This window comes from Sphingomonas jaspsi DSM 18422 (assembly GCF_000585415.1).
Taxonomy (GTDB): Bacteria; Pseudomonadota; Alphaproteobacteria; order Sphingomonadales; family Sphingomonadaceae; genus Sphingomicrobium; species Sphingomicrobium jaspsi.
Genome location: NZ_KK073876.1, coordinates 489,521 through 511,277 on the forward strand (window position 1 = coordinate 489,521; position 21,757 = coordinate 511,277).

Sequence of the window (21,757 nt, forward strand, 5' to 3'; positions counted from 1 at the left end):
GTCCCCGAAATGGGTGTGGTCCAAGTGGGCGCGCTTGTCGCGCCGCGCAGCATGTTGCGCAAGCGGGATTGCAAGAGGATGAACGAAAGGCGGCGGATCGGGTCGATCCGCCGCCTTCCAGCTTGTCAGAAATCGACTAGCGCTTGGCCGGGCGGGCCGCGGCGCGTTCCTGTACGCTCAGCTTGCCGTCCTTGTTGGCGTCGAGCTTGTCGAAGTCGGCGAGCGGTCCCGCGCGAAATTCCTGCAGCGTAATCGCCTGGTCCTTGTTGCTGTCCATGCGTGCCAGAACCTTGCCGGCATCCGGCTTGGGCGCCGCAGGGACAGGCGCGGCAGCATTGAATTCGGCCAGGCTGAGCTGACCGTCATGGTTGGTGTCGAGCTTCTTGAATGCAGCCTCCCGGCGCGCATTGACGACGGTAACGCGCTGCGCTGCCATCCTCGATTCCGCTGCTTCGATCTCCAGCTTGCTGAGCTGGCCGTCCTTGTTCGTGTCCATGGCAACAAAGCGGGCGTCGATGGCGCTCAGAAAATCGGACTTCGTCATCGGCTGCACGGCCGGTTTTACCGTCGCGGCTGGCGCCTTGTCTGCGGTTGGGGCGGCACTGGCGGCAAAGGCCGCGATCGTCAGGGCAAAAATACTCATCTTGCGACGTCCTCCATTAGGTCGTTGGCCGGGAAGCTAGCCTCACAAATGCGCGAGCGAAAGCCCCTGCGCGGCAGGCGAATAAGTTTCTTAATTGATATGGATCATATTTTTTTGCTTCTTCGTATTGTCATAAAGCCATGTCAGGCATAGGGTGCTGAGTAGGAATTGCCGTCGTTTGGGCGGGATGTTCTGTGTTTGCGCGCTTCAGCTGCCGGGCTTCGAGCGTCGCAAGAGCATCCTTTTCGAGGGCGATTTTTGTGTTCCAAACGCCATCGGCCGGTGGCGAAACAGGGGTGATTGATATGACGAATAACACCACGTCGCGGGTAGCTTTGTTTGCCGGCGTATCCCTTGCCGTCTTCGCATGCCCGGCAGTAGCCGCAGCGGCGACCGTACCGGGACAAGGCAGCCTGGAGATCGCTCCGGACGTCTTCGACATCATCACCATCGGTAACCTGCAGCATGGCGTAACCAACAGCGGCTCGGGCACCGTCACCTCGACCGTCGCCTCCGACAACACCGGCAAATATCTGCAGCTCGGGATTGCTACCGGCGCCACCCCCGCCGGCAACGTCGAGCTCGGCATCGTCCATCCGGCGGCCGCGACCGGCACCGACAGCGCGTCCATCGTCGCTTATGCGACGGCCATCGGCGGCGGTGCCGAGGTCGCAAACGCGGCCATTTCCGGCCCGGCCGTCAACCAGTTCGGGTCCGGCGCCGGATCGGGCGAGATGGCAGTCGCCAACGGCGGCAGCCTCAATATCCAGGCGGGCGCGGCCGCGCTCGGCTCCACGGCAAACGCTAACGCCTCGGTCGGTACCGGCATCGGACAGACGCTCAGCATGGGCAAGGATGCAGTTGCGCTGATCGCCAATGCCGGTGGCGGCACGCTGGAAATCCAGGCGGACGCATTCGCCGAGGGCACCAACGCCAACGCCAACGCCAACCTGGGCGCCGGACTTTTGCAGGACGTGACGAGCGCAAACGGCACTGCTGGCGCGCGCGTCACCAATAATGGGGACTTGAGCATTGCCGCTGCGGCGACTGCCTTCGCATCCGGCGGTACGGCCAGCGCCAATGTCGGCCAGGGTATCGCCCAAGCGGCGTCGGGCCTGGGCGCGAACGTTGAATTGAACAATGGCGGCGATCTCGAAATCAGCGCCGCAGCACTGGTCAGCGCGTTCACGGCCGATGCAAACGCCACGATCGGCGTTGGCGTCAGTCAGGCCGCTGTAGCCAATTCGGGCACGGCAAGCGCCGCCATCGGCAACGACGGATCGCTGTCGGTCCTCGCCGATGCTTCGGCCGAGGGCGTATTCGCCAATGCCAATGCGACGGTCGACACGGCTTATCATCAGGCGGCGACCGGGACGAACGTCGACGTCAGCCTCACCAACAGCGGCACGATGGTCGGCGGCGCCATTGCGAATGCATCCGCATCTGCCTCGGCCTCGGCGAACGCCACGCTTGGTGTGGGCGTATATCAGGAAGGCCTCGGGCAAACGGTCAATCTTGGCATCCAGAATGACGGCCTGATGAATGTCGGCGCGTCGGCAAATGCGACGGCGCTGGGCGTCGCCAATGCCGGTGCGTTCGCTTCGGTCGGATTCGCCCAAGTGGCGAGTGGCAGCGACGTTACGTTGGACCTCACCAACAATGGGCTGATGAGCGCGGGCGTCGTTGCAGACGCAAATGGCGCGAGTGCGAACGCTCAGGCCTTGATGCTCGCCGGCTATTATCAATCCGCTTCGGCGGGGGCGACGGCGGACCTTAGCATCAACAACGACGGGTCGATGCGTGCCGGCGCGTCGGCAGAGGCTAGCGGTGATGTCGCTAGCGCCCAAGCGGGCATGCAATATGGCGTCTTCCAACAGGCGGGCGCGAGTGGCACGGCGAACGCGGCAATCAACAACAGCAGCGAAATCAGCGTTGGCGTTGGTGCTCACGCAGTCGGCGTCACATCGGCCAACGCGCAGGCCAACATGCTGGCGGGCATCGTTCAGGTTGCTTCGGCGGCCAGCGTCGCATCGGCCAACATTTCGAACAGCGGCACGATGAGCGTCGTCGCAGGCGCGCAGGCGACCGCCAGCGGCCTCGCAAATGCCTCGGCCGGAATGCAGGTCGGCGTCTATCAGTCGGCGACTGCAGGAAGCTCCGCCAGTGCGTCGTTGGTTAACAGTGGGCCGCTGACGGTTGCCGCAGAAGCGTCGGCCAACTCCGCCAGCAGCGCCAATGCCAGTGCCGGCATCCAGGCCGGCATCGCCCAGCTGGTGTCGGGCGGCACAACCGCTAACGCCGATATCACCAATTCCGGCGACATCGAGGTTAGTGCGGACGCCGAGGCGACCGGTGCCAATGCTGCGGCCCAGGCCGGCATCGGTGTCGGGATCGTCCAAGACGTCGCGAGTGGCGGGAACGGCAGCGCCAACTTAGCCAATAGCGGGTCGATTACCATCGCGGCGGACGCCGGTGCCCAGGTCGCTGCGACCGCCGTTGCCACCGCGCAGATCAGCGCGGGTATCTCGCAGTCGGTTGCCGCCTCGGGCGATGCCCTGGCCGACCTGACCAACGACGGCGCGATCTTCATCAACGTCAACGCCGATGCATTCGCGACAGTTGCGGCCTCGGCCAATGCGGCCCTTGGGGTCGGCATCGCGCAGACCGCCTCGGCGAGTGGCGATGCAACGGCGTCGATTCTCAATAACGACCAGATCGCGATGAGCGTGAATGCCGTTGCCACTGACGCGGCGGCGAACGCGGCTGCCGGTTACGCCATCAGCCAGTCGGCGGTAGCGAGCGGTGCGGCGGTTGCCAGCTACGCGCAGGGCAGCAGTGGCACCTTATCGCTGGATGTCGCGGCGACGGCCTCGGGCGTTGCGGCGACGGCCAACGCGGTCGCTTCGGGTCTCGTCAACCAGTTCGCCAGCGGCTCCGCCGCGTCGGCGCTGGTCGACAATGACGGTTCCATGGACCTTACCATTTCGGCGGTCGCTAACGGCTCAACCGTGGCGGACGCGGTTGCGAGCATGACCAGCCAGGCCGGCATCTTCCAGTCGGCGATAGCCAATGGGACGAGCCAAGATGCATCTGTGGCAGTCGTCAACGGCGGCACCATCAACATGGCAGCGAATGCCGACGCCATCGCCACCAACGGCGGAGCGCAGGCCTATGCCTCGGTCTACAGCGGCATCGAACAGAATGTGTCTGCGGCTGACGGCAATGCGACGGCCTCGGTAGACAATAGCGGCACGCTGAACATTTCGGGTATCGCCAATGCATCGGGCCAGTTCGCGCAGGCCACGGGTTATGGCTACGGCATCTACCAGTCGGCGACGGCGGGTGGCGGCTTCGATGCGACGGCATCGATCAACAACAGCGGCACCTACAATGTTGTGGCGGCGGCCAATGCCACCGCGACGTCGGGCCTCGCCGATGCGTCGGCCAACGCCTTCGACGTAGCGGTGCAAAGCGCTAACGCGACCAGCGGCGGCGACGCCTCGGTCATTTTCGCCAACACCGGCGATGTGACCTTGAACGCCAACGCGCATGCCTCCGGCTCCAACGCGGTTGCGTCGGCCTTCGTTGGGGCCCTGGTCGACCAGAGCGCCGCCGCCAACAGCGGAACGGATCCGAGCGGCCACGCGTCGGCCAGTTTCACCAATGGCACGGCCGGTGCGATCAACGTCGGCGCGACGGCGGTTGCCATCGGCACCAACGCCGGGGCCGATGCGCTCGCCAGTGCCGACACGATGGTGTCGCAGGACGTGACGTCGGATAGCGGCTCGGCCAACGCGTCGATCCAGAACGACGGCTCGCTGGACATCGCCCTGAGCGCGACCGCGCTCGCTTCGACCACGGCGACAGCGAGTGCGCTGTTCAACCCGACGTCGAATGCGGTGATCTACCAGAATGCATCGGGTGCGACGTCGGCTTCGGTCAGCCTCGCCAATGCGGGCGACCTTTCGCTGACGGCCGACGCCTCGGCCCAGGCCGGTACGCTGGCCAACGCCCTCGCTAGCATCCAGTCGGCGATCGCGCAGAATGCCAGCGCGTCGGGAACCGCTTCGGTCTCGCTCGACAATGGCGGATCGCTCGACATTACCGGTACGGCCAAGGCTTCGGCTGCGACGGCCAATGCCACGGTCAACCTCGATAGTTCGATCGACCAGAATGCCGTGTCGACTTCGGCTGCGGCTTCGGTGTCGCTCACCAGCGGCGGCGACATGACGATCGGTGGACAGGCGATGGCCCAAGGCACGATCGCCAATGCCACCCTGAACAACAACGCTGCGATCAACCAGCAGGCAGTCGGCCTGGCCGGTGCCGACGTGACGTTGACCAACGGCGGCAACATGCTGATCGGTGGCGCCGCGGTGGCGATGGGTTCGACCGCTAACGCCAACGCGGCGGTGAACAACGTCCTGAACCAGGTCGCTACGGCGATCGGCGGCTCTGCCAGCGCGTCGGTCGGCCTTAGCAACGGCGGTACGATCGACATGGTCGCGCTGGCAATTGCGGAAGGTTCAAGTGCCAACGCCAATGCGAACCTTATCAACGGCATCAACCAGACGGCCAACGGCGGCAACGGCGCGACGGCGTCGCTGACCAACGATGGCGAGCTGAGCATCGCCGCCATCGCCGATGCGACCGGCGGCGACGTCGGGGCCAATGCCAACCTCGTCAATGCCATCCGCCAGAGCGCTTCGGCGCCGACGGGCACGGTTTCGGCGTCGCTTGACAGCAGTGGGTCGCTCGACCTGACGGCCGGCGCGCTCGCCATCGGTGGCACTGCGCAGGCGAATGCCAACAACATCAACGCCATCAACCAGCAAGCCGGTGTCGGCACCGGACTGGCCGAAGTTGGCTTCAGCAACGGCGGCGAGCTGAACATTCTCGCCCTCGCGACGGCGGTCGCGGACACCGGCGCGGCGAATGCAGCGGCGGCAGCCATCAATGCCGTCAGCCTCAACGCCGGCGCGACCAGCGGAACGGCGTCGGTCGCCTTTGCCAACAGCGGGACGGCAACGATCTTCGCCGATGCGGTGGCTTATGCCGGCTCGACGGGCACGCAGGCCAATGCCAATGCGCAGCTGGTCAACGGCATCGCCGGAGCGGCGGACGTGACTTCCGGCCTCGCGACCGTGGCCTTCGACAATAGCGGATCGCTGGCTATCGGCGCCTCGGCTTCGGCAACTGCCAGTGGGCCGGCTGTGGCGAACGCGCAGGCGGTCAACGGCGTGACATTGAACGCCAGTGCGAACAGCGGCACGGCCGTTGTCGATGTGACCAACAGCGGTGAGTTCAGTTTCGAAGCCACTGCGGTCGCGCTCGGCACGGCAGCTGCCAATGCTGGCGCTGTTGCGGTGAACGGTCTCGTCATGTCGGCTGGTGTTACCACCGGTGCAGCGACGGCGTCCCTGTCGAACAGCGGAAGCATGGCCAACGACGCGCACGCGTTTGCGGCGGGCAGCGCGGCCAATGCCAACGCACAGAACGTCAACGCCTACGTCCAGTCGGCGAGCGCGGATGTCGGAACGGCGACCGCCAACGTCACGAACAGCGGTTCGCTGAGCGCGAGCGCGCAAGCGACGGCCAATGCGTCGAATGCCGCCAACGCGCAGGCCATTCTGTTCGGCGGACTGAACCAAGCCGCTGGCGTCACCAGCGGAACGGCCAGTGCGGCGATCGACAACGGCGGCTCGATGGCTTTCAACGCGAGCGCGCAGGCTGCGGGGTCGGGAGCGAACGCCCTGGCCGCGCTGGTCAACGCCGTGAACCAGTCGGCCTCGGCCGGCACCGGCCTCGCGAGCGGATCCATCGACAACAGCGGATCAATCGACCTGGCCGCGGTTGCCTTGGCGACCGGCACGGTGTCGGCACAAGCGATCGCACAGCTGTCCGGAGGCGTTCGCCAGACTGTCAGCGTCACCTCCGGCACAGCTGAAGGTGCGATCAACAATAGCGGGACCATCAGTGGTGTCGCCCATGCCGCGGCATCGGACGCCCTGGCGGTGGCCGTTCTGGCCAACGGTCTCTTCCAGACCGTCAACGCAGTAACCGGCTTGGCCAGCGGTTCGCTGACCAACAGCGGCACGATCGGGTTCACGGCCAGCGCTACGGCGACGGGCGCAAATGCTACGGCGATTGCGCAAAACGTCTTCGGTGTTGTGCAAAATGTGGCCGTGACGTCGGGAACGGCGACCGGCCTGCTCGACAACAGCGGATCGCTTGACGTTGCGGCGACCGCCGCGGCCAGCGCCACCAGCGGCAACGCCAATGCCAATGCCCAAGTGGTCAATGCCGTGGTGCAGAATGTGACGGCCACGACCGGCGAAGCAGGCGGATCGCTGACGAACAGCGGGGCAATCAGCGTCGCGGCCAATGCCAATGCAACGGCGACGGCCAACGCCAATGCCGGGGCGCTGCTGGCCGGCGCCTTGACGCAGAACGTGTCGGTGACCAGCGGCACGGCAGTTGCCACGTTGACGAACAGCGGTTCGGTCGATGTTTCGGTCTCGGCCGCGGCATCGGGAACGGCTGCAAACGCCAATGCCAATCTGTCGAACGGCGTCATCCAGAATGCCTCGGTCGGGACCGGAATCGCATCCGGCTTGTTCGACAACAGCGGGGACATCAGCATCGGTGCCAACGCGTCGGCGGTCGGAACGCTGGGTGCTGGGGCGGCCGTAAACGCGGTCGACCTGGTCGCTCAGAACGTCTCGGTTGGGGTCGGCACCGCCGCCGCCACGATGACGAACAGCGGCTCGATCGACGTTGGCCTGTCGGCCAGCGCATTTGCGGCCAACGCCAATGCGCAAGTGGTCGGAACCGACATCGTTGCCCAGAATGTTTCCGCGTCGACGGGAAGCGCCTTCGCCTCGCTCGTCAACAGCGGCGACATTGCGGTGAATGCGACGGCCAGCGCGCTGGCGAGCAGCGCCGCGACGGCAGCGGTGACCATCAACAATCCGCTTGGTCAATCGGTGTCGGGCTCGGCGTTCGCTTCGGGCGTGCTCGACAACAGCGGCTCGCTGGCGGTTGCCGCCAACGCTACGGCAGCAGGTTCGATTGCCGACGCCAATGCGGTAATCAACAATGGTATCGTCCAGAATGTGACGGCGACAGCGGGCAATGCCTTCGCCTCACTGACCAACAGCGGCACTGTCGACTTGTTCGCGGGTGCCTCGGCCTCGGCCACGGTCGGCAATGCCAATGCCGTTGCCTCGGCTAACGGCGGCATCGGGCAATATATCAATGCCACCGGCGCCGCGACGGGCGTGCTGGAAAACAGTGGTTCGTTGTCGGTCGTCGCCAGTGCCACGGCGGCGGCGGCAGGCTTCGCAAATGCCTTCGCCACGGCAGGCGGCAGCGCCTTGTCGCAAACGGCCAACGCTGCGACGGTGGACCTCACCTGGACCAACAGTGGCTCCGTAACGGCCTCGGCTAACGCGTCGGCGGTTGGCGGTACGGGCGCGAACGCCTCCGCTCAGGCCTATGGTGGCTTCCAAGGCTTGAACGGTTCGGCTTCGCAGGTCGGGTCTATGACCAACAGCGGCTCGCTGAATGTCGCGGCAGCGGCATTCGCTTCGGCGCCCAGTGGTGCTGATGCACGGGCCGACGCCACCGGCCTTGGGCAAAACATCAACGGTTCCGCGAGCGGTACGGTGTCGTTCGTGAACAGCGGCACGGTGGCCGTCAATGCCAGCGCAACCGCGTCTGGCACCGGCGCCAACGCCAACGCAGAGGCGCTCGGTTATTATCTGAACAACAACTCGCCGGCAGCGCTGATCGACATCACCAATAGCGGGTCGATGGATATCAACGCGGTTGCCGCTGCAACGGGTAGCTCGGGTAATGCCGTAGCCAATGCTCGTGGCTTCGAACTCGAATCGTTCGGCAGCGCGCCGTTTACCGGCACGATGACCAACTCGGGCGACATCAACGTCGTCGCCCAGGCCACCGGCGGATCGAGCAGCAGCGCGAATGCGACAGGCATCCTGATCGGCGCATCGGCGATCAACATGGATGTTGTGAACAGCGGCACGCTGAACGTCGACGCGATCACCGGTAACGGCGGCGACGCCAGCGCGATCGGTTTCACCGCACTGACCTACGGTGCGGCAACCGGCACGACCCCGCTGACTTTCACCAATGACGGCGGAACCATCCGTGTTCGGGAAAGCGTCGACGGTGGCGCGACCTGGACCCGCGGCATGGCGATCGACGTCACCGGCGCGCCGAACCCGGCGATCATCAATCTGCTGGGTGACGGCTCGATCTACGGCAACATCGACATTCGCGATGGCGACGTGATCAATGTGGCCGGGGGTGAAACGTCGTTCAGCGGCATCATCAATCCGGAATGCATGCCGCCGGTGCTGGACGGTGCGTCGAGCAGCTGTGGTCAGGGCACGCTGAACATCCTGTCGGGCGGTACGCTGTACATGCGCGACGGCACCAGCGATCCGGCCAACATGTATGACGGTCCGTCCTACGCCTTCGTCGATACGTTCAACATGAATGCCGGCGGCACACTGGCGGTCGAGTTGAGCCCGACCGGTACCGGGACCCAGGCGGTCGGAACCTATCCGCAGATCTTCGCCGACACGGCGAACCTTGCGGGGACGATCGACATCCGCCTGAACAACCCGAACGGCCTGTTTGCCAACAATTACTTCTACGACAACGTCATCGACGCCAACACGCGGAACGGCACCTTCAGCCAGTGCCTGCTCAATGGCGGGGCAAGCTTCGCCCTGCTCGGCGTGAACTGCGTCTATGACTCGCTTGCGAACGTCGACATCAACATCAACCGCGTTGCCTTCAATGCGGTCGATGGTCTGACGCCGAACCAGCTGGCGGTCGCGACGGGCATCGAAAATGTCTACAGCCCGACCCTGACCGGACCGTTCTCGAACGTGTTGGCGCAACTGTTCACGCTTGACGAACCGACTTACGTCAATGCGCTCGACCAGCTGAGCGGGGTCGAATATCCGAATTACCTGCATGCGGTGCGGAACAATGTGTTCGTCACCAACAGCTTCGTGTCGGATCAGCTGGACTGCGCAATCGACGTTCGCGGGGTCGACGCCTGCCGGACCCCGGAATACCGCGGGCGCTTCTGGGTCTTGGGCGATTACAACTGGGCGAAGGTCGATACCAATGCCTACGCGATCGGTTACAAGACAAAGAACTGGAACGTTTTGTTCGGTGCCGACTATCGCTGGGGCAACTTCTCGCTCGGCGCCTTTGCAGGCTACCGTTCGGTCAAGGCCGACTTCCCGGATGCGACCATCGGCAGCAAGATCAAAGGCACCGGCTGGCAGGTTGGCCTGGACAGCACATTCGACGTGGGTGACTTCTACATCCGAGCGCTGGGCAGCTATTCGAAGCTCAATGGCGACAGCTATCGCGACATCGAATTCGGCACTTTCAGCGCTCACGCCGAAGGCAAGCCCGACGTCAATGTCGTTTCCTTCTACGGTGAAGCGGGTGTCCGTCTCGGACTGACGCCGAACAGCTGGTTCACGCCGTATGCGGCCGTCGACTACACCTCGATGAAGCTCAAGGGCTTCACCGAAACCGGTGGCAATGGTGCCGGTCTGCAGTTCGACACGCAGAAGGAGACCCAGGTTTCCGGTCTGATCGGGCTGAAGTGGACCGGAAAATGGGGTGGAATCATCCCCGAAGCCAAGGTCGCCTACCGCTACGACTTCAGCGGGGAGGATCTCGGGGTCGACGCCCGCTTTGCCGACGCGCCGCTTGGCAGCGACTTCCGCAAGGAAGAAAGTCGCAAGAAGGGGTCGTTCATCGCGGGTCTGAGCTTGGCGGGAACGCTCGGCTCAAACGTGACCGGCCGGATCGGCTATCAGGGTCGCTTCAACGACGAGGTCAAGGATCATGCGCTCTACGGATCGCTGACCCTGCACTTCGGCAGGGTGGCTGCGGCTGCGCCGCCGCCGCCGCCGCCGCCCCCGCCGCCCCCGCCGCCTGCGACGCAGACCTGCGCGGACGGATCGGTGATCCTGGCAACGGACAGCTGTCCGCCGCCGCCGCCCCCGCCGCCGCCGCCGCCGCCGCCGCCCGAACCGGAGCGCGGCTAAGCGAGGCGCCGTCAAACGGTGGGGCAGGATGTCTCCCGCCCCACCCGCCGACGGGGCAGAACATTGCGAAAAGACAAGAAGAGGGGCCAAAATCCCTCTTCTTTCTTTATCTGCTTGTGATTTTCTGGAAGCATGGGTGCCATGAGCGAAACAACCACCATTTCCAACGTCCCGACCGGCGCCAATGGCCGCAACGGCACTGTCGACGAAGCCATCGCCAAGGCGCAGCAAGGCCGGGTTTCAGTCAGTCCTTCAAAAGCCATCGAAATGGCGACAAAATTGTTCAGCGTGGGCAATTTCGCACAGGCTGAGAAAGTCTGCCGACAGGTTCTGTCCGCGCGGCCCAACAATGCCGACGCGCACAACATCCTGGCAGTGGCGCTCAATGCCCAAGGCAACTCTCAAGAGGCGATCGCCAGCCTACGCCGAGCCATCAAATTTGCTCCTCAGGCACCGAACGTGCACGCCAACCTGGGTGAAATCCATCGCCGGCGCGGACAGAAGCGGGAGGCGGTGCAGGCGTTCAAGGATGCGCTGAAGCTGGATCCGGGCAATGCCCAGGCGCATAACAACCTCGGCATCATCGCTTACGAGGAAGGCCGTTTCAAAGACGCTGCCGACCATTATCGCAAGGCCCTGCAACAACGGCCGAACATGGCCGAAGCGCTCAACAATCTGGGTAACGCGTTGCGAATGACGGGCGAAATGGAAGGCGCCATGAGCGCCTATCAGGACGCGCTGACGCACCGCGAAATCTATCCCGAAGCCTATAACAATCTTGGCACGCTGCTGCAGGCCGACCGCCAGTTCGACGAGGCCGAGCACGCTTTGCGCAAAGCCATCCAGCAGTCGCCGCAATATGTCGAGGCGCACAACAATCTGGCTACGCTCTATGCGTCGCAGCAAAGGGACACCGATGCGCTGCGGATTCTGGGCGACGCGCTGAAATTCGCCCCCACAAACGCCGCGACACTGCTGTTGACGTCCAAAATCCAGCTCCGGCGCGCCAACCTGCCTGCAGCGGAACAGGCCGCACGACTTGCGCTGAAGACCGAGCCTTCCAACGCGGAAGCGCTAACCGTCCTTGGGCAAATCCTTCATGAAACCGATCGATACGAGGAAGCGATCTCAGTGCTTGAGAAAGCACTGGAGCATGCTCCCGACAGTCCCGAGGCGCGAAACTTTTACGGCGTCGCGCTCAAGTCAGTCGGTCGGCTCGACGAAGCGCGGCAGGAGATTCTGAAGGCGCTGGCAAAGAATGATCACATCTATGGCGCTTATGCCAATCTCAACGATTTGGTCGACTTCGCCAAGGAAGACGAGCTGTTCGGCAAGATGGACACCATCTTCGCCAAGGCGAAGAACCGCGAAGCGCCTGCACTTCTGCCGCTGCATTTTGCCTATGGGAAGGCGCTCGACGACCGTGGCGAGCATGAGCGGGCGCTCGAGCATTATATCACCGGCGGCAAGATGAAGCGCGCTACCTTGAAGTATGACGAAGCGGAAACGAACGCATTCTTCGATGGTATCCGGGAATGCTTTCCGAAGGAGATGTTCGAAGATCGCCCGATCGCCGGTTTCTCGGACGAACGCCCGGTGTTCATCATCGGCATGCCGCGTTCGGGCTCGACCCTGGTAGAGCAGATCATCTCGGCGCATCCGGACATCTATGGTGCCGGCGAGGTCAAATATCTCAGCATGTCGCTAGGAAAGTTGCGCGACCGTTTTCCGTCCCTTCCTCGCTACCCGCAGATGGTCAAGAAGATGGGGCCTGCCCAGTTCGAAATTTTCGGCAAGTCATACGTTTCGATGCTCCAGCAGGGTGCCGGCGATTCGAAGAGAATTACGGACAAGTTGCTGACCAACTACTTCTTCGCCGGCCTGATCAATCTCGTCTTTCCGAAGGCGCGCTTCATTCATACGCTGCGCAACCCGGTCGACACCTGTCTCAGCGGGTTCACCAAGCTGTTCAAGGACGACATGCCCCACAGCTATGAGCTTGGTGAGCTTGGGCGTTATTACGGCAAGTATCGCGAGCTGATGGCGCATTGGGAGCAGGTGCTTCCAGCGGGTGTTCTGCACACCGTGCGCTATGAAGAGGTGGTTGCCGACACCGAGAAGGAAGCTAGGGCGCTGATCGACTTCCTAGGCCTTGAATGGAACGACGCCTGCCTCGAGTTTCACAAGTCCAAGCGGCCGGTGAAAACCGCCAGCGTCGCCCAGGTGCGAAGGCCAATCTATACCTCGGCCGTCGAGCGGTGGAAGAAATATGGCCCCGGCCTGCAGCCGCTGGTCGATGCCATCGTCGCCACCGTCCCGGAAGAAGCCGAGCGGCTTAAGGACACAGCACCGGCCAAACCTGCCAAGAAACCATCAGCCAAGACCGCGACAGCAAAGGCGCCGGCAAAGCCCAATGGTCCAGCGAAGGCCGCCGCCAAGGCCAAAGAGTGATCGATGTCAGCGCTATGGTGTGCCGCCGGTCGGCGGCGCACCATATTTGCGAATCAGGGTTATCTGGTTAGAGCGCCCAAGACATGAAAAGTCTCACCCACCTCGAGAGGCTGGAAGCCGAGAGCATCCACATCATCCGCGAAACGGTCGCGGAGGCGGCCAAGCCGGTGATGCTTTATTCGATCGGCAAGGACAGCGCGGTGTTGCTGCACCTGGCGAAGAAGGCCTTCTATCCCGCGCCTCTGCCCTTCCCGCTGCTGCATGTCGATACGACGTGGAAGTTTCGCGACATGTACGCGATGCGCGACCGGGTTGCGGCGGAAGAGGGCATCGAGCTGCTGGTCCACCGTAACCCGGAAGCGATCGAGCTGGGGATCAATCCGTTCGACCATGGGCCGGTCCACACCGACATGTGGAAGACGCAGGGGCTGAAGCAGGCGCTCGACCATCATGGCTTCGACGCGGCGTTCGGCGGCGCCCGACGCGACGAGGAAAAGAGCCGCGCCAAGGAGCGCATCTTTTCCTTCCGCACCGCCAGCCACCGCTGGGACCCCAAGCGCCAACGACCCGAGCTGTGGAGCCTTTACAATGTCCGCAAAAAGGCGGGCGAATCCATGCGCGTCTTCCCGATCAGCAACTGGACCGAGCTCGACATCTGGCAATACATCATGGCCGAGAAGATCGACATCGTGCCGCTCTACCTCGCCGCGCCGCGACGGGTGGTGGAACGCGACGGCCTGTTGCTGATGGTCGACGACGAACGCTTCCGCCTCGAGCCCGGCGAGGAAGTGACGACGCGCTCGGTGCGGTTTCGCACGCTGGGCTGCTACCCGCTGTCGGGCGCGGTCGAGAGCGAGGCCGACACGATCGAGAAGGTGGTGCAGGAAATGCTGCTGACCACGACCAGCGAACGGCAGGGCCGGATCATCGACCGCGACGCCGGCGACGGGTCGATGGAGAAGAAAAAGGTGGAGGGCTATTTCTAGATGAGCCTGGCCATCGACAGCGAACGCGACCTCATCGCGACCGACATCGCCGCCTATCTCGAGCGGCAGAAGAACAAGGAGCTGCTGCGCTTCATCACCTGCGGCAGCGTCGACGACGGCAAGTCGACGCTGATCGGCCGCCTGCTGTTCGACAGCAAGCAGATCTTCGAAGACCAGATGGCGGCGCTGGAAAGCGACAGCAGGAAGGTCGGAACGCAGGGGCAGAACATCGATTTCGCGCTGCTGGTCGACGGGCTGTCGGCGGAGCGCGAGCAGGGCATCACCATCGACGTCGCTTATCGCTTCTTCGCGACCGACAAGCGCAAATTCATCGTCGCCGACACGCCGGGGCATGAGCAATATACGCGCAACATGGTCACCGGCGCGTCGACCGCCGAGCTGGCGGTGCTGCTGGTCGATGCGAGGAAGGGCATCCTCGAACAGACGCGGCGCCATTCGATCCTGGGCAATCTGGTCGGCATCCGCCGCTTCGTGCTGGCGGTGAACAAGATGGACCTGGTCGATTATGACCGCGACGTGTTCGACGCCATCTGCGCCGACTATCGCGCGTTTGCCGACCGGATCGGTATCGCCGAATGGATCGCGATCCCGGTGTCGGGACTGGCCGGCGACAATATCGCCAACCGCGGCGAGGCGACCGGCTGGTATGACGGGCCGACGCTGATCGAGCATCTGGAAACGGTTCCGATCGACAGTGCGGCGGACGAGGCCAAGGCGTTCCGCATGCCGGTGCAATGGGTCAACCGCCCCAATCTCGACTTCCGCGGCTATGCCGGGCAGATCGCCAGCGGCACTGTGCGTGCCGGCGACGAAATCCGTGTACTGCCGTCGGGACGGACGACGCGCATCGATCGCATCGTCACCATGGGCGGCGACCTTGAAGAGGCGGTCGCCGGGCAGTCGGTAACGCTTACCTTCGCCGACGAGGTCGACTGTTCACGCGGCGATGTGATCGCCGCCGCCAAGGATCCGCCCCACGCCGCGGATCAGTTCGAAGCAACTATCGTGTGGATGGCCGAGGACGACTTGATCCCGGGTCGCGGCTATTGGCTGAAGCTGGGAACGCAGACGGTGACCGCGACGGTCGCCCAGCCCAAGCACCAGCTCAACGTCAACACGCTCGACGAACTGGCGGCGGATACGCTGGGGCTCAACGCCATCGGTGTCGCCGAAGTCACCACCGACCGCGACCTGGTGTTCGAACCCTATGCCGTCGATGGCGGCGCGCCCAATCGCGCGCTTGGCGGCTTCATCCTAATCGACAAGCTCACCAATGCGACGGTCGCGGCGGGGATGCTGCACTTCGCGCTGCGTCGGGCCGAGAATATCCATCGCCAGGCGCTCGACGTCAGCCGCGAAACCCACGCCGCGCTGAAGGGGCAGAAGCCCGCGGTGCTGTGGTTCACGGGCCTCAGTGGCGCGGGCAAGTCGACCATCGCCAACCTCGTCGAAAAGAAGCTGGCGGCCAAGGGGCGGCACACCTTCCTGCTCGACGGCGACAATGTCCGCCACGGGCTCAACAAGGATCTGGGCTTCACCGAGGCCGACCGGATCGAGAATATTCGCCGCGTCGGCGAAGTGGCGCGGCTGATGGCCGATGCGGGGTTGATCGTGCTGACCGCCTTCATCTCACCGTTCCGCGCGGAGCGCGACATGGTGCGGCGGATGATGCCCGAGGGCGAATTCATCGAGGTGTTCGTCGATACGCCGTTGGCCGAGGCCGAGGCGCGCGACGTGAAGGGCCTGTATGCCAAGGCGCGCGCGGGCGAGTTGCCCAACTTCACCGGCATCGACAGCCCCTATGAAGCGCCGGAAAACGCCGAGATTCGCATCGACACGACGGCGATGAGCGCCGAGCAGGCCGCCGACGCGATCGTCAAGGCGCTCGACCATCGAATTGGATAGGTTTGCAACCAAGTGTCGTGGCGGCCGTTACGGGACGGTTATGATCAAGCACTTCATTGCCGCCGCCGCCGGCCTGACCGCCGCTGTCGCCCATGCCGAAGACACGCCCAAGGACGATTTGCGCATCCGCGTCGGGCTTGGTGCCAGGGTCCAGCCATCCTTCATCGGCAGCGACAAGCGCGAAGTCGCGCCGCTGTGGGACATCGACGTGGCCCGCGGCGACAAGCTGTTCCAGTTCGAGGCGCCGGACGACAAGTTCGCGGTGCCGGTTTACAACAAAAACAGTTTTTCCTTTGGCCCGACCGCCAACATCGAATGGAAGCGCAAGGCGAAGGACGTCGGCGTGGCCGTCGACAATGTCCCGACCACGTTCGAAGCGGGTGTCTATGCGCAGTATCAGCCGCTGGAATCGATCCGGCTGCGCGCCGACCTGCGCAAGGGCATCGGCGGTCACCAAGGGATCGTCGGTGGCATCAGCCTCGACAAGATCTGGCGCGACGGCGACAAATATGTCTTTTCGGTCGGCCCGCGGCTGAGTTTTTCGGACGGCCGTTACCAGCGGGCCTATTTCGGGGTCGACAATGGCGCTGCGCTCGCCTCGGGCCTTCCCGTCTACCGTCCGGGCGGCGGGGTGCACGGCGTCGGGATGGCGAGCGGGCTGACTTACCAGTTCAACCCCCGCTTCGGGATGTTCGGCTTTGCCAAATATGAACGGCTGGTCGGTGATGCCGCCAAATCGCCGATCGTCCGCGAATATGGATCTCGCACGCAGCTGTCGGCCGGGCTGGGCCTGACCTACACCTTCAACGTCAAGCGCTAGGCGAAGCGGCCGCGGTTGGCCGACCCGGCCGGGGCAGTTATCGCCTCAGTCGCCGCTTCCGGGCTCCGGCGAGAAATATTTGTCGTACTTGCCTTCCTCGCCTTTGTGCTCGTCGGCGTCCGCGGGGCTGTCTTTCTTGCGGGTGAGGTTGGGCCATTGGGCTGAGAAGGTCGAGTTGAGCTCAAGCCACTGCTCAAGGCCGTTTTCGGTATCGGGCAGGATCGCTTCGGCCGGGCATTCGGGTTCGCACACGCCGCAATCGATGCATTCGTTGGGGTTGATGACGAGCATATTTTCGCCCTCGTAGAAGCAGTCGACCGGACAGACTTCGACGCAGTCCATATATTTGCAGCGGATACAGGCGTCGGTGACGACATAAGTCATGGCGGTCAGTGCTCCCTCTTCTTAACCCTGTCGCTAAATCGGCGAAAATCCGGCGTCAATCGGCTGGCGCTTGTTGCGAGACGTTTGCAGCGAGCTCCTCGTAATGAAGACGGGCTTCAGCGGCTGGACCGCGGCGCGCCGGAAGCGCGGTCACGCGAATGACGCGGACATGGCCGTGGAGCGGCAGGGTGACGGTCGATCCGGTCCTTATTTCCTCGCTGCACTTAACGACATGGCGCCCGTCGATGCGGACGCGGCCGGTGTCGATCAGTGCCTGCGCCTGGGTGCGGCTTTTCAACAGGCGAACGAAGAACAGGTAGCGGTCGAGCCGCATCACTTGCGCTTGAGGTGGGCCAGCGCGGCGAAGGCGTTGCCGGCCTTGGGCGGGCGGGTTTCGTGGCGGTGCGGACGGCGATGGCCGCGCCAGGTCCATGCCTCGCCCTTTGGCACGAAGCCGACTTCGGCCATCAGCTTGCGCATCGCTTCGTCGTCGAGGCCGAGGCTGGTGGCGAGCGCGTGGTCGATGGGGTCGTCGCCATTCGACTGGCGCACATGGTGGGCGTGGGTCGCCAGCCGGTCGGCAAGGTCGATCCTGAGCCAGGTCGCGCCGAAGCGGCGGAAGGCCAGACTTGCGCCACGCGGATCGGCGCTGCCGTCGAGCGTCGCGGCGGAGGGATGGGGCAGCGTGGGCAGTTTCTGGCCCGAACGCACCGCGAGCAGCGCCGCACGCCACTGCTGCGCGCCGGGTTTCAACAGCGACTGGACGTAAACGTCGAGCGCGCCGAGCCGAACGCGCAGGCGATGCAGCGCATGGCGGTCGTCCTTGTCGAGCATCCCGACCTGCTGGGCGATGGCGCGACGTGGCAGCAAGCCGCCGGCATCGACCATCATCGCCGCCAGCGCGCGCACGCCGGGGCGCGCCTCGCGGTCGGTGGCGGACTGGGCGAGCGCACGCAGGGCCGGGAGGTGGCGTTCGACCTGCGCGTCGACCCACCGTTCGAGCCGGGCGCGCAGCTTAGCGCGGCGGTCGGCCGACAGGCGGTCGAGCGGGCGCGTGGTGCGCACCGCGGGTTCCATCAGCGAGCGGCCGGGAGCGAGGCGAGCGAGGACGTAACCGTCCCAGGCAATGCCGAGCGCGTCGCCGTCGTCGACCAGGTGGAAGGCGGTGTCCGAGGCATCGCACAGTTCGCGCGCACGGCGGTCTAGCTCGTCGCCGAGGCGCCGTTCGGCGGCGGCGAGCAACAGCCGCTTGTCGGCGTGACGCGCCCCTGGATCGACCTTGAAATCGAAGCCGTTCAAATAGCCGATCGGTTCGGGGCCGACGCTGACCTCGCCATCGGCGGCGACGGTGACCGGCAGCGCGTCCGCGCCGCGCGCGCCGATGTCGCGGACCAGCACGGCGGTGCGGCGGTCGACGAAGCGCTGGGTCAGTTTTTCGTGGAGCGCGTCGCTCAGGCGGCCCTCGACCGCCTTGGTCCGCGCGGCCCATTTGGCGGGTTCGGCCAGCCAGTCGGCGCGCTGGGCGATATAGGCCCAGCTGCGAATGCCGGCGAGCCGGTCGGCGAGGGCCTCGATATCGCCGCTGACATTGTCCAATCGCGCGACTTCCGACGCGAACCATTCGTGCGGGATGTGCCCGCCTTCGCAGACATAGCCGTAGAGGCGGCGAACCATGCGGGCATGGTGCATCGGGCCGACCTTGCGGAAGTCGGGCAGGCCGCAAACCGCCCACAGCCGCCGCGCCTTGACGCCTCGCGCAGAGGCGATCGAATGATCCTCGGCGATGAGTTTCAGCACCGCGAGGTCGATGGCGAGCGGTGCCGAGCGCAGCAGCGGTTCGTCGCTCTTCTCTTCCAAGCTCGCGATGAGGCTGCGGACGTCAGAGAAGTCGAGGTCGGCGCTGCGCCAGTAGAGGAAATCGAGCGGGCGGAAGCGATGCTCCTCGATCGCATTGATTTCCTCGTCGCTGAACTGCGGACCATTGTCGCCGCCGAGGCCAAGCGTGCCGAACGTGCCGTCGCGCTGGTGACGCCCGGCGCGGCCCGCGATCTGCGCCATTTCGGAAATGGTGAGCCGCCGGTCGCGGTGGCCGTCGAACTTTTCGAGGCCGGCGAAGGCGACGTGGCTGACGTCCATGTTGAGGCCCATGCCGATGGCGTCGGTGGCGACGAGGTAATCCACCTCGCCGCGCTGGAACATGGCGACCTGGGCATTGCGCGTGGCGGGCGACAGGGCGCCCATGACGACCGCCGCGCCGCCCTTGAACCGGCGCAGCATTTCGGCGAGCGCATAGACCTGCTCGGCGCTGAAGGCGACGACGGCGGAGCGCGGCGGCAGGCGGCTGAGCTTGGTCGACCCGGCGTAGCGCAGCGTCGAAAAGCGCGGGCGGCTGACGATCTCGGCTTCGGGCAGCAGCTTGCGGATCAGCGGCTTCAGCGTGTCGGAGCCGAGGATCAGCGTTTCTTCCCGCCCCCGCGCGCGGAGCATGCGGTCGGTGAAGACATGGCCGCGTTCGGGGTCGATGCCCAGTTGCGCCTCGTCGATCGCGGCGAAGGCGAAGTCGCGGTCCTTATCGTCGGGATGTTCGGCCCAGCCCTTGACCGGCATCGATTCCGCCGTGGTCAGGAAATAGCGCGCGCCCGGCGGCACGATCCGTTCCTCGCCGGTGATCAGTGCGACGTTCCGCTCGCCCTTGATGGCGACGACGCGGTCGTACACCTCGCGCGCCAGCAGGCGCAGCGGGAAGCCGATGACGCCGCTCGAATGGGCGCACATCCGCTCGATCGCCAAGTGGGTCTTGCCGGTGTTGGTGGGCCCAAGGATGGCCCGGACAATGCCGTCGTGGTCGGCGGGCATGATGGCCAATGTGACACGATGGCGCGCGAGTTCAAGGCCGATCGGTCGCTTTCAGACCTTCTTAACCATGATGTTGGACAAGTGGGGCAAGGAGACCACAGGCAAGTGCACCCCCTCGACCAACTTGGCAGCTTCGGCGGCGGCGCAGGCGTTGCCGCGCGACCCTTCGGCCAGTTGCGCGCGGGCGAGCGGCAGGCGGCGACGTTCGGCCGAGCCAAGCAGCCGTTCAGCCTGGTCGTCGACCTTAACGAAGACATGTTCAGCCGCACCTGGTGGCGCGGCTTCGGTACGCTTACGGCAATCGTCGTCGCGCTGGCGCTGACCGCGCCGATCGGCTGGGAACCGCTGCCGTCGACCAATCCCGAAAAGATCAGCGTCGAAGAGGCCGAGCAGTTTCGCGACCTGGCGATCTCGCCCGCTGCCGACGGGGCGCGGATGGGCGGGCAGATGACGGCCAATTCCCACGTCGAGCCGGTGGCGGTCGCACCCGAGCGGGCGCGGCTCGAACTGTTCGCACGGCTGGGTGAGGGCGACAGCCTGGACCGGCTGCTGGTGCGCAACGGCGCGACCTACGTCGATGCTGCCACGGCGTCGCGGCTGGTCGCGGGGGCCGGCGGCCAAATTGCGCCGGGGACCAGCATCGCCATCGTGCTGGGACGGCGCGGGGCGGACGGCAAGCGGCCGCTTGAAAAGGTGCGAATGCGCGCCGGGCTCGACAAGGTCGCCACGGTGGCGGCGGGCGCGGCGGGACTGGCGCTGCAGATCGAATCGATCGCGGTCGACCGCACGCCGGTGCGCGTGCGCGGCCGGGCGGGCGACGGACTTTACTGGGCGTTGCGCGCGTCGGGGGTCGAGCCGGCGGCCGCGGCAGAATATCTGCGCGCGCTCGCCGGGCAGGTCGATGTCGGCACGATCGCGCCGTCCGACCACTTCGACCTAATTTTCGCCAACCGCAGGGCAGCGACCGGTGAAAGCCAGGCAGGTCCCTTGCTCTACGCCGCGCTCGAACGTGCGGGCCAGAAGCCGGTGCGGATGATGAAGTGGCAGGTCGGCGGACGGATCGATTGGGTGGATGCCGACGGCGGCGGGCAGCAGGTCGCGGCCTTCGCCTGGCCAGTCAACGCCCGCATCACGTCGGGCTTCGGCATGCGCTATCACCCGATCCTGCACTTTGCGCGCATGCACAAGGGAATCGATTTCGGTGCGGCCTGGGGCACACCGATCGTGGCCGCGGCGGACGGGCGCGTGACGCTGGCGGGGTGGGCCGGGGGCTATGGCCGCCAGGTGCGCATCGCCCACGGCGGCGATCTTGCCACCAGCTACAGCCATATGAGCCGGCTGGTGGTCGAGCCGGGCGCCTTCGTGCACCAGGGCCAGCTGATCGGCTATTCGGGCTCCAGCGGCCTGTCGACCGGCCCGCACCTTCACTATGAGGTGTATCGCGGCGGGGTGGCGGTGAATCCGATGGGGGTGAAGTTCGCAAGCCGGTCAGCGCTTGAGGGAGCGAACCTCGGCGCGTTCAAGGCGCGCCTGGCAGAGCTGATGGCGATCGGCGGCAAGAGCCGTTCCTAAAGCGGTCCCTTAA

10 protein-coding genes are annotated in these 21,757 nt (G+C 65.0%); 6 read left to right on the top strand and 4 right to left on the bottom strand.

Going from position 1 to position 21,757, the window contains the following annotated elements:
• Positions 1-136: 136 nt before the first annotated feature.
• The gene (locus G570_RS13015; protein ID WP_051503958.1) at positions 137-643 is read right to left on the bottom strand and encodes an EF-hand domain-containing protein; all 507 of its coding nucleotides are present in this window, start codon (positions 641-643) and stop codon (positions 137-139) included.
• A 305-nt stretch (positions 644-948) separates the two neighbouring features.
• On the opposite strand from G570_RS13015, the gene G570_RS02540 reads away from it, so the two are divergent.
• From G570_RS02540 to G570_RS13020, 5 genes are all read left to right on the top strand, one after another.
• A complete protein-coding gene (locus tag G570_RS02540; RefSeq protein WP_156930292.1) occupies positions 949-10,749 on the top strand; it encodes an autotransporter outer membrane beta-barrel domain-containing protein in 9,801 nt (3,266 codons plus the stop codon).
• A 141-nt stretch (positions 10,750-10,890) separates the two neighbouring features.
• On the top strand, positions 10,891-13,200 hold the full coding sequence (locus G570_RS02545) for a tetratricopeptide repeat-containing sulfotransferase family protein (RefSeq protein ID WP_037498832.1): 2,310 nt from the start codon (positions 10,891-10,893) through the stop codon (positions 13,198-13,200).
• Positions 13,201-13,283: 83 nt separating this feature from the next.
• Positions 13,284-14,186 (top strand): sulfate adenylyltransferase subunit CysD, encoded by a 903-nt coding sequence (cysD, locus tag G570_RS02550; protein ID WP_037498834.1) that lies wholly within the window; start codon positions 13,284-13,286, stop codon positions 14,184-14,186.
• Entirely contained in the window at positions 14,187-16,112 is a 1,926-nt protein-coding gene (cysN, locus tag G570_RS02555; RefSeq protein ID WP_037498837.1) for a sulfate adenylyltransferase subunit CysN, read from the top strand.
• 40 nt (positions 16,113-16,152) lie between these two features.
• A complete protein-coding gene (locus tag G570_RS13020; protein ID WP_051503959.1) occupies positions 16,153-16,932 on the top strand; it encodes a MipA/OmpV family protein in 780 nt (259 codons plus the stop codon).
• 45 nt (positions 16,933-16,977) lie between these two features.
• Here G570_RS13020 and fdxA read toward each other — a convergent pair whose 3' ends face one another.
• From fdxA to G570_RS02575, 3 genes are read right to left on the bottom strand one after another with little or no spacing between them, the layout of a single operon-like run.
• Positions 16,978-17,316: a ferredoxin FdxA gene (fdxA, locus tag G570_RS02565; RefSeq protein ID WP_037498840.1), complete on the bottom strand. Its 339-nt coding sequence runs from the start codon at positions 17,314-17,316 to the stop codon at positions 16,978-16,980.
• Between the two features lie 55 nt (positions 17,317-17,371).
• On the bottom strand, positions 17,372-17,650 hold the full coding sequence (locus tag G570_RS02570) for an RNA-binding S4 domain-containing protein (RefSeq protein ID WP_037498843.1): 279 nt from the start codon (positions 17,648-17,650) through the stop codon (positions 17,372-17,374).
• Positions 17,650-20,172, bottom strand: a complete 2,523-nt coding sequence (locus G570_RS02575; RefSeq protein WP_037498847.1) for a helicase-related protein — start codon at positions 20,170-20,172, stop codon at positions 17,650-17,652. The genes G570_RS02570 and G570_RS02575 overlap by 1 nt, the downstream gene beginning before the upstream one ends.
• Positions 20,173-20,277: 105 nt before the next feature.
• Here G570_RS02575 and G570_RS02580 point away from each other — a divergent pair, with 105 nt between their 5' ends.
• Positions 20,278-21,744, top strand: coding sequence for a M23 family metallopeptidase (locus tag G570_RS02580; RefSeq protein ID WP_051503960.1), 1,467 nt, complete (start codon positions 20,278-20,280; stop codon positions 21,742-21,744).
• Positions 21,745-21,757 lie beyond the last annotated feature (13 nt).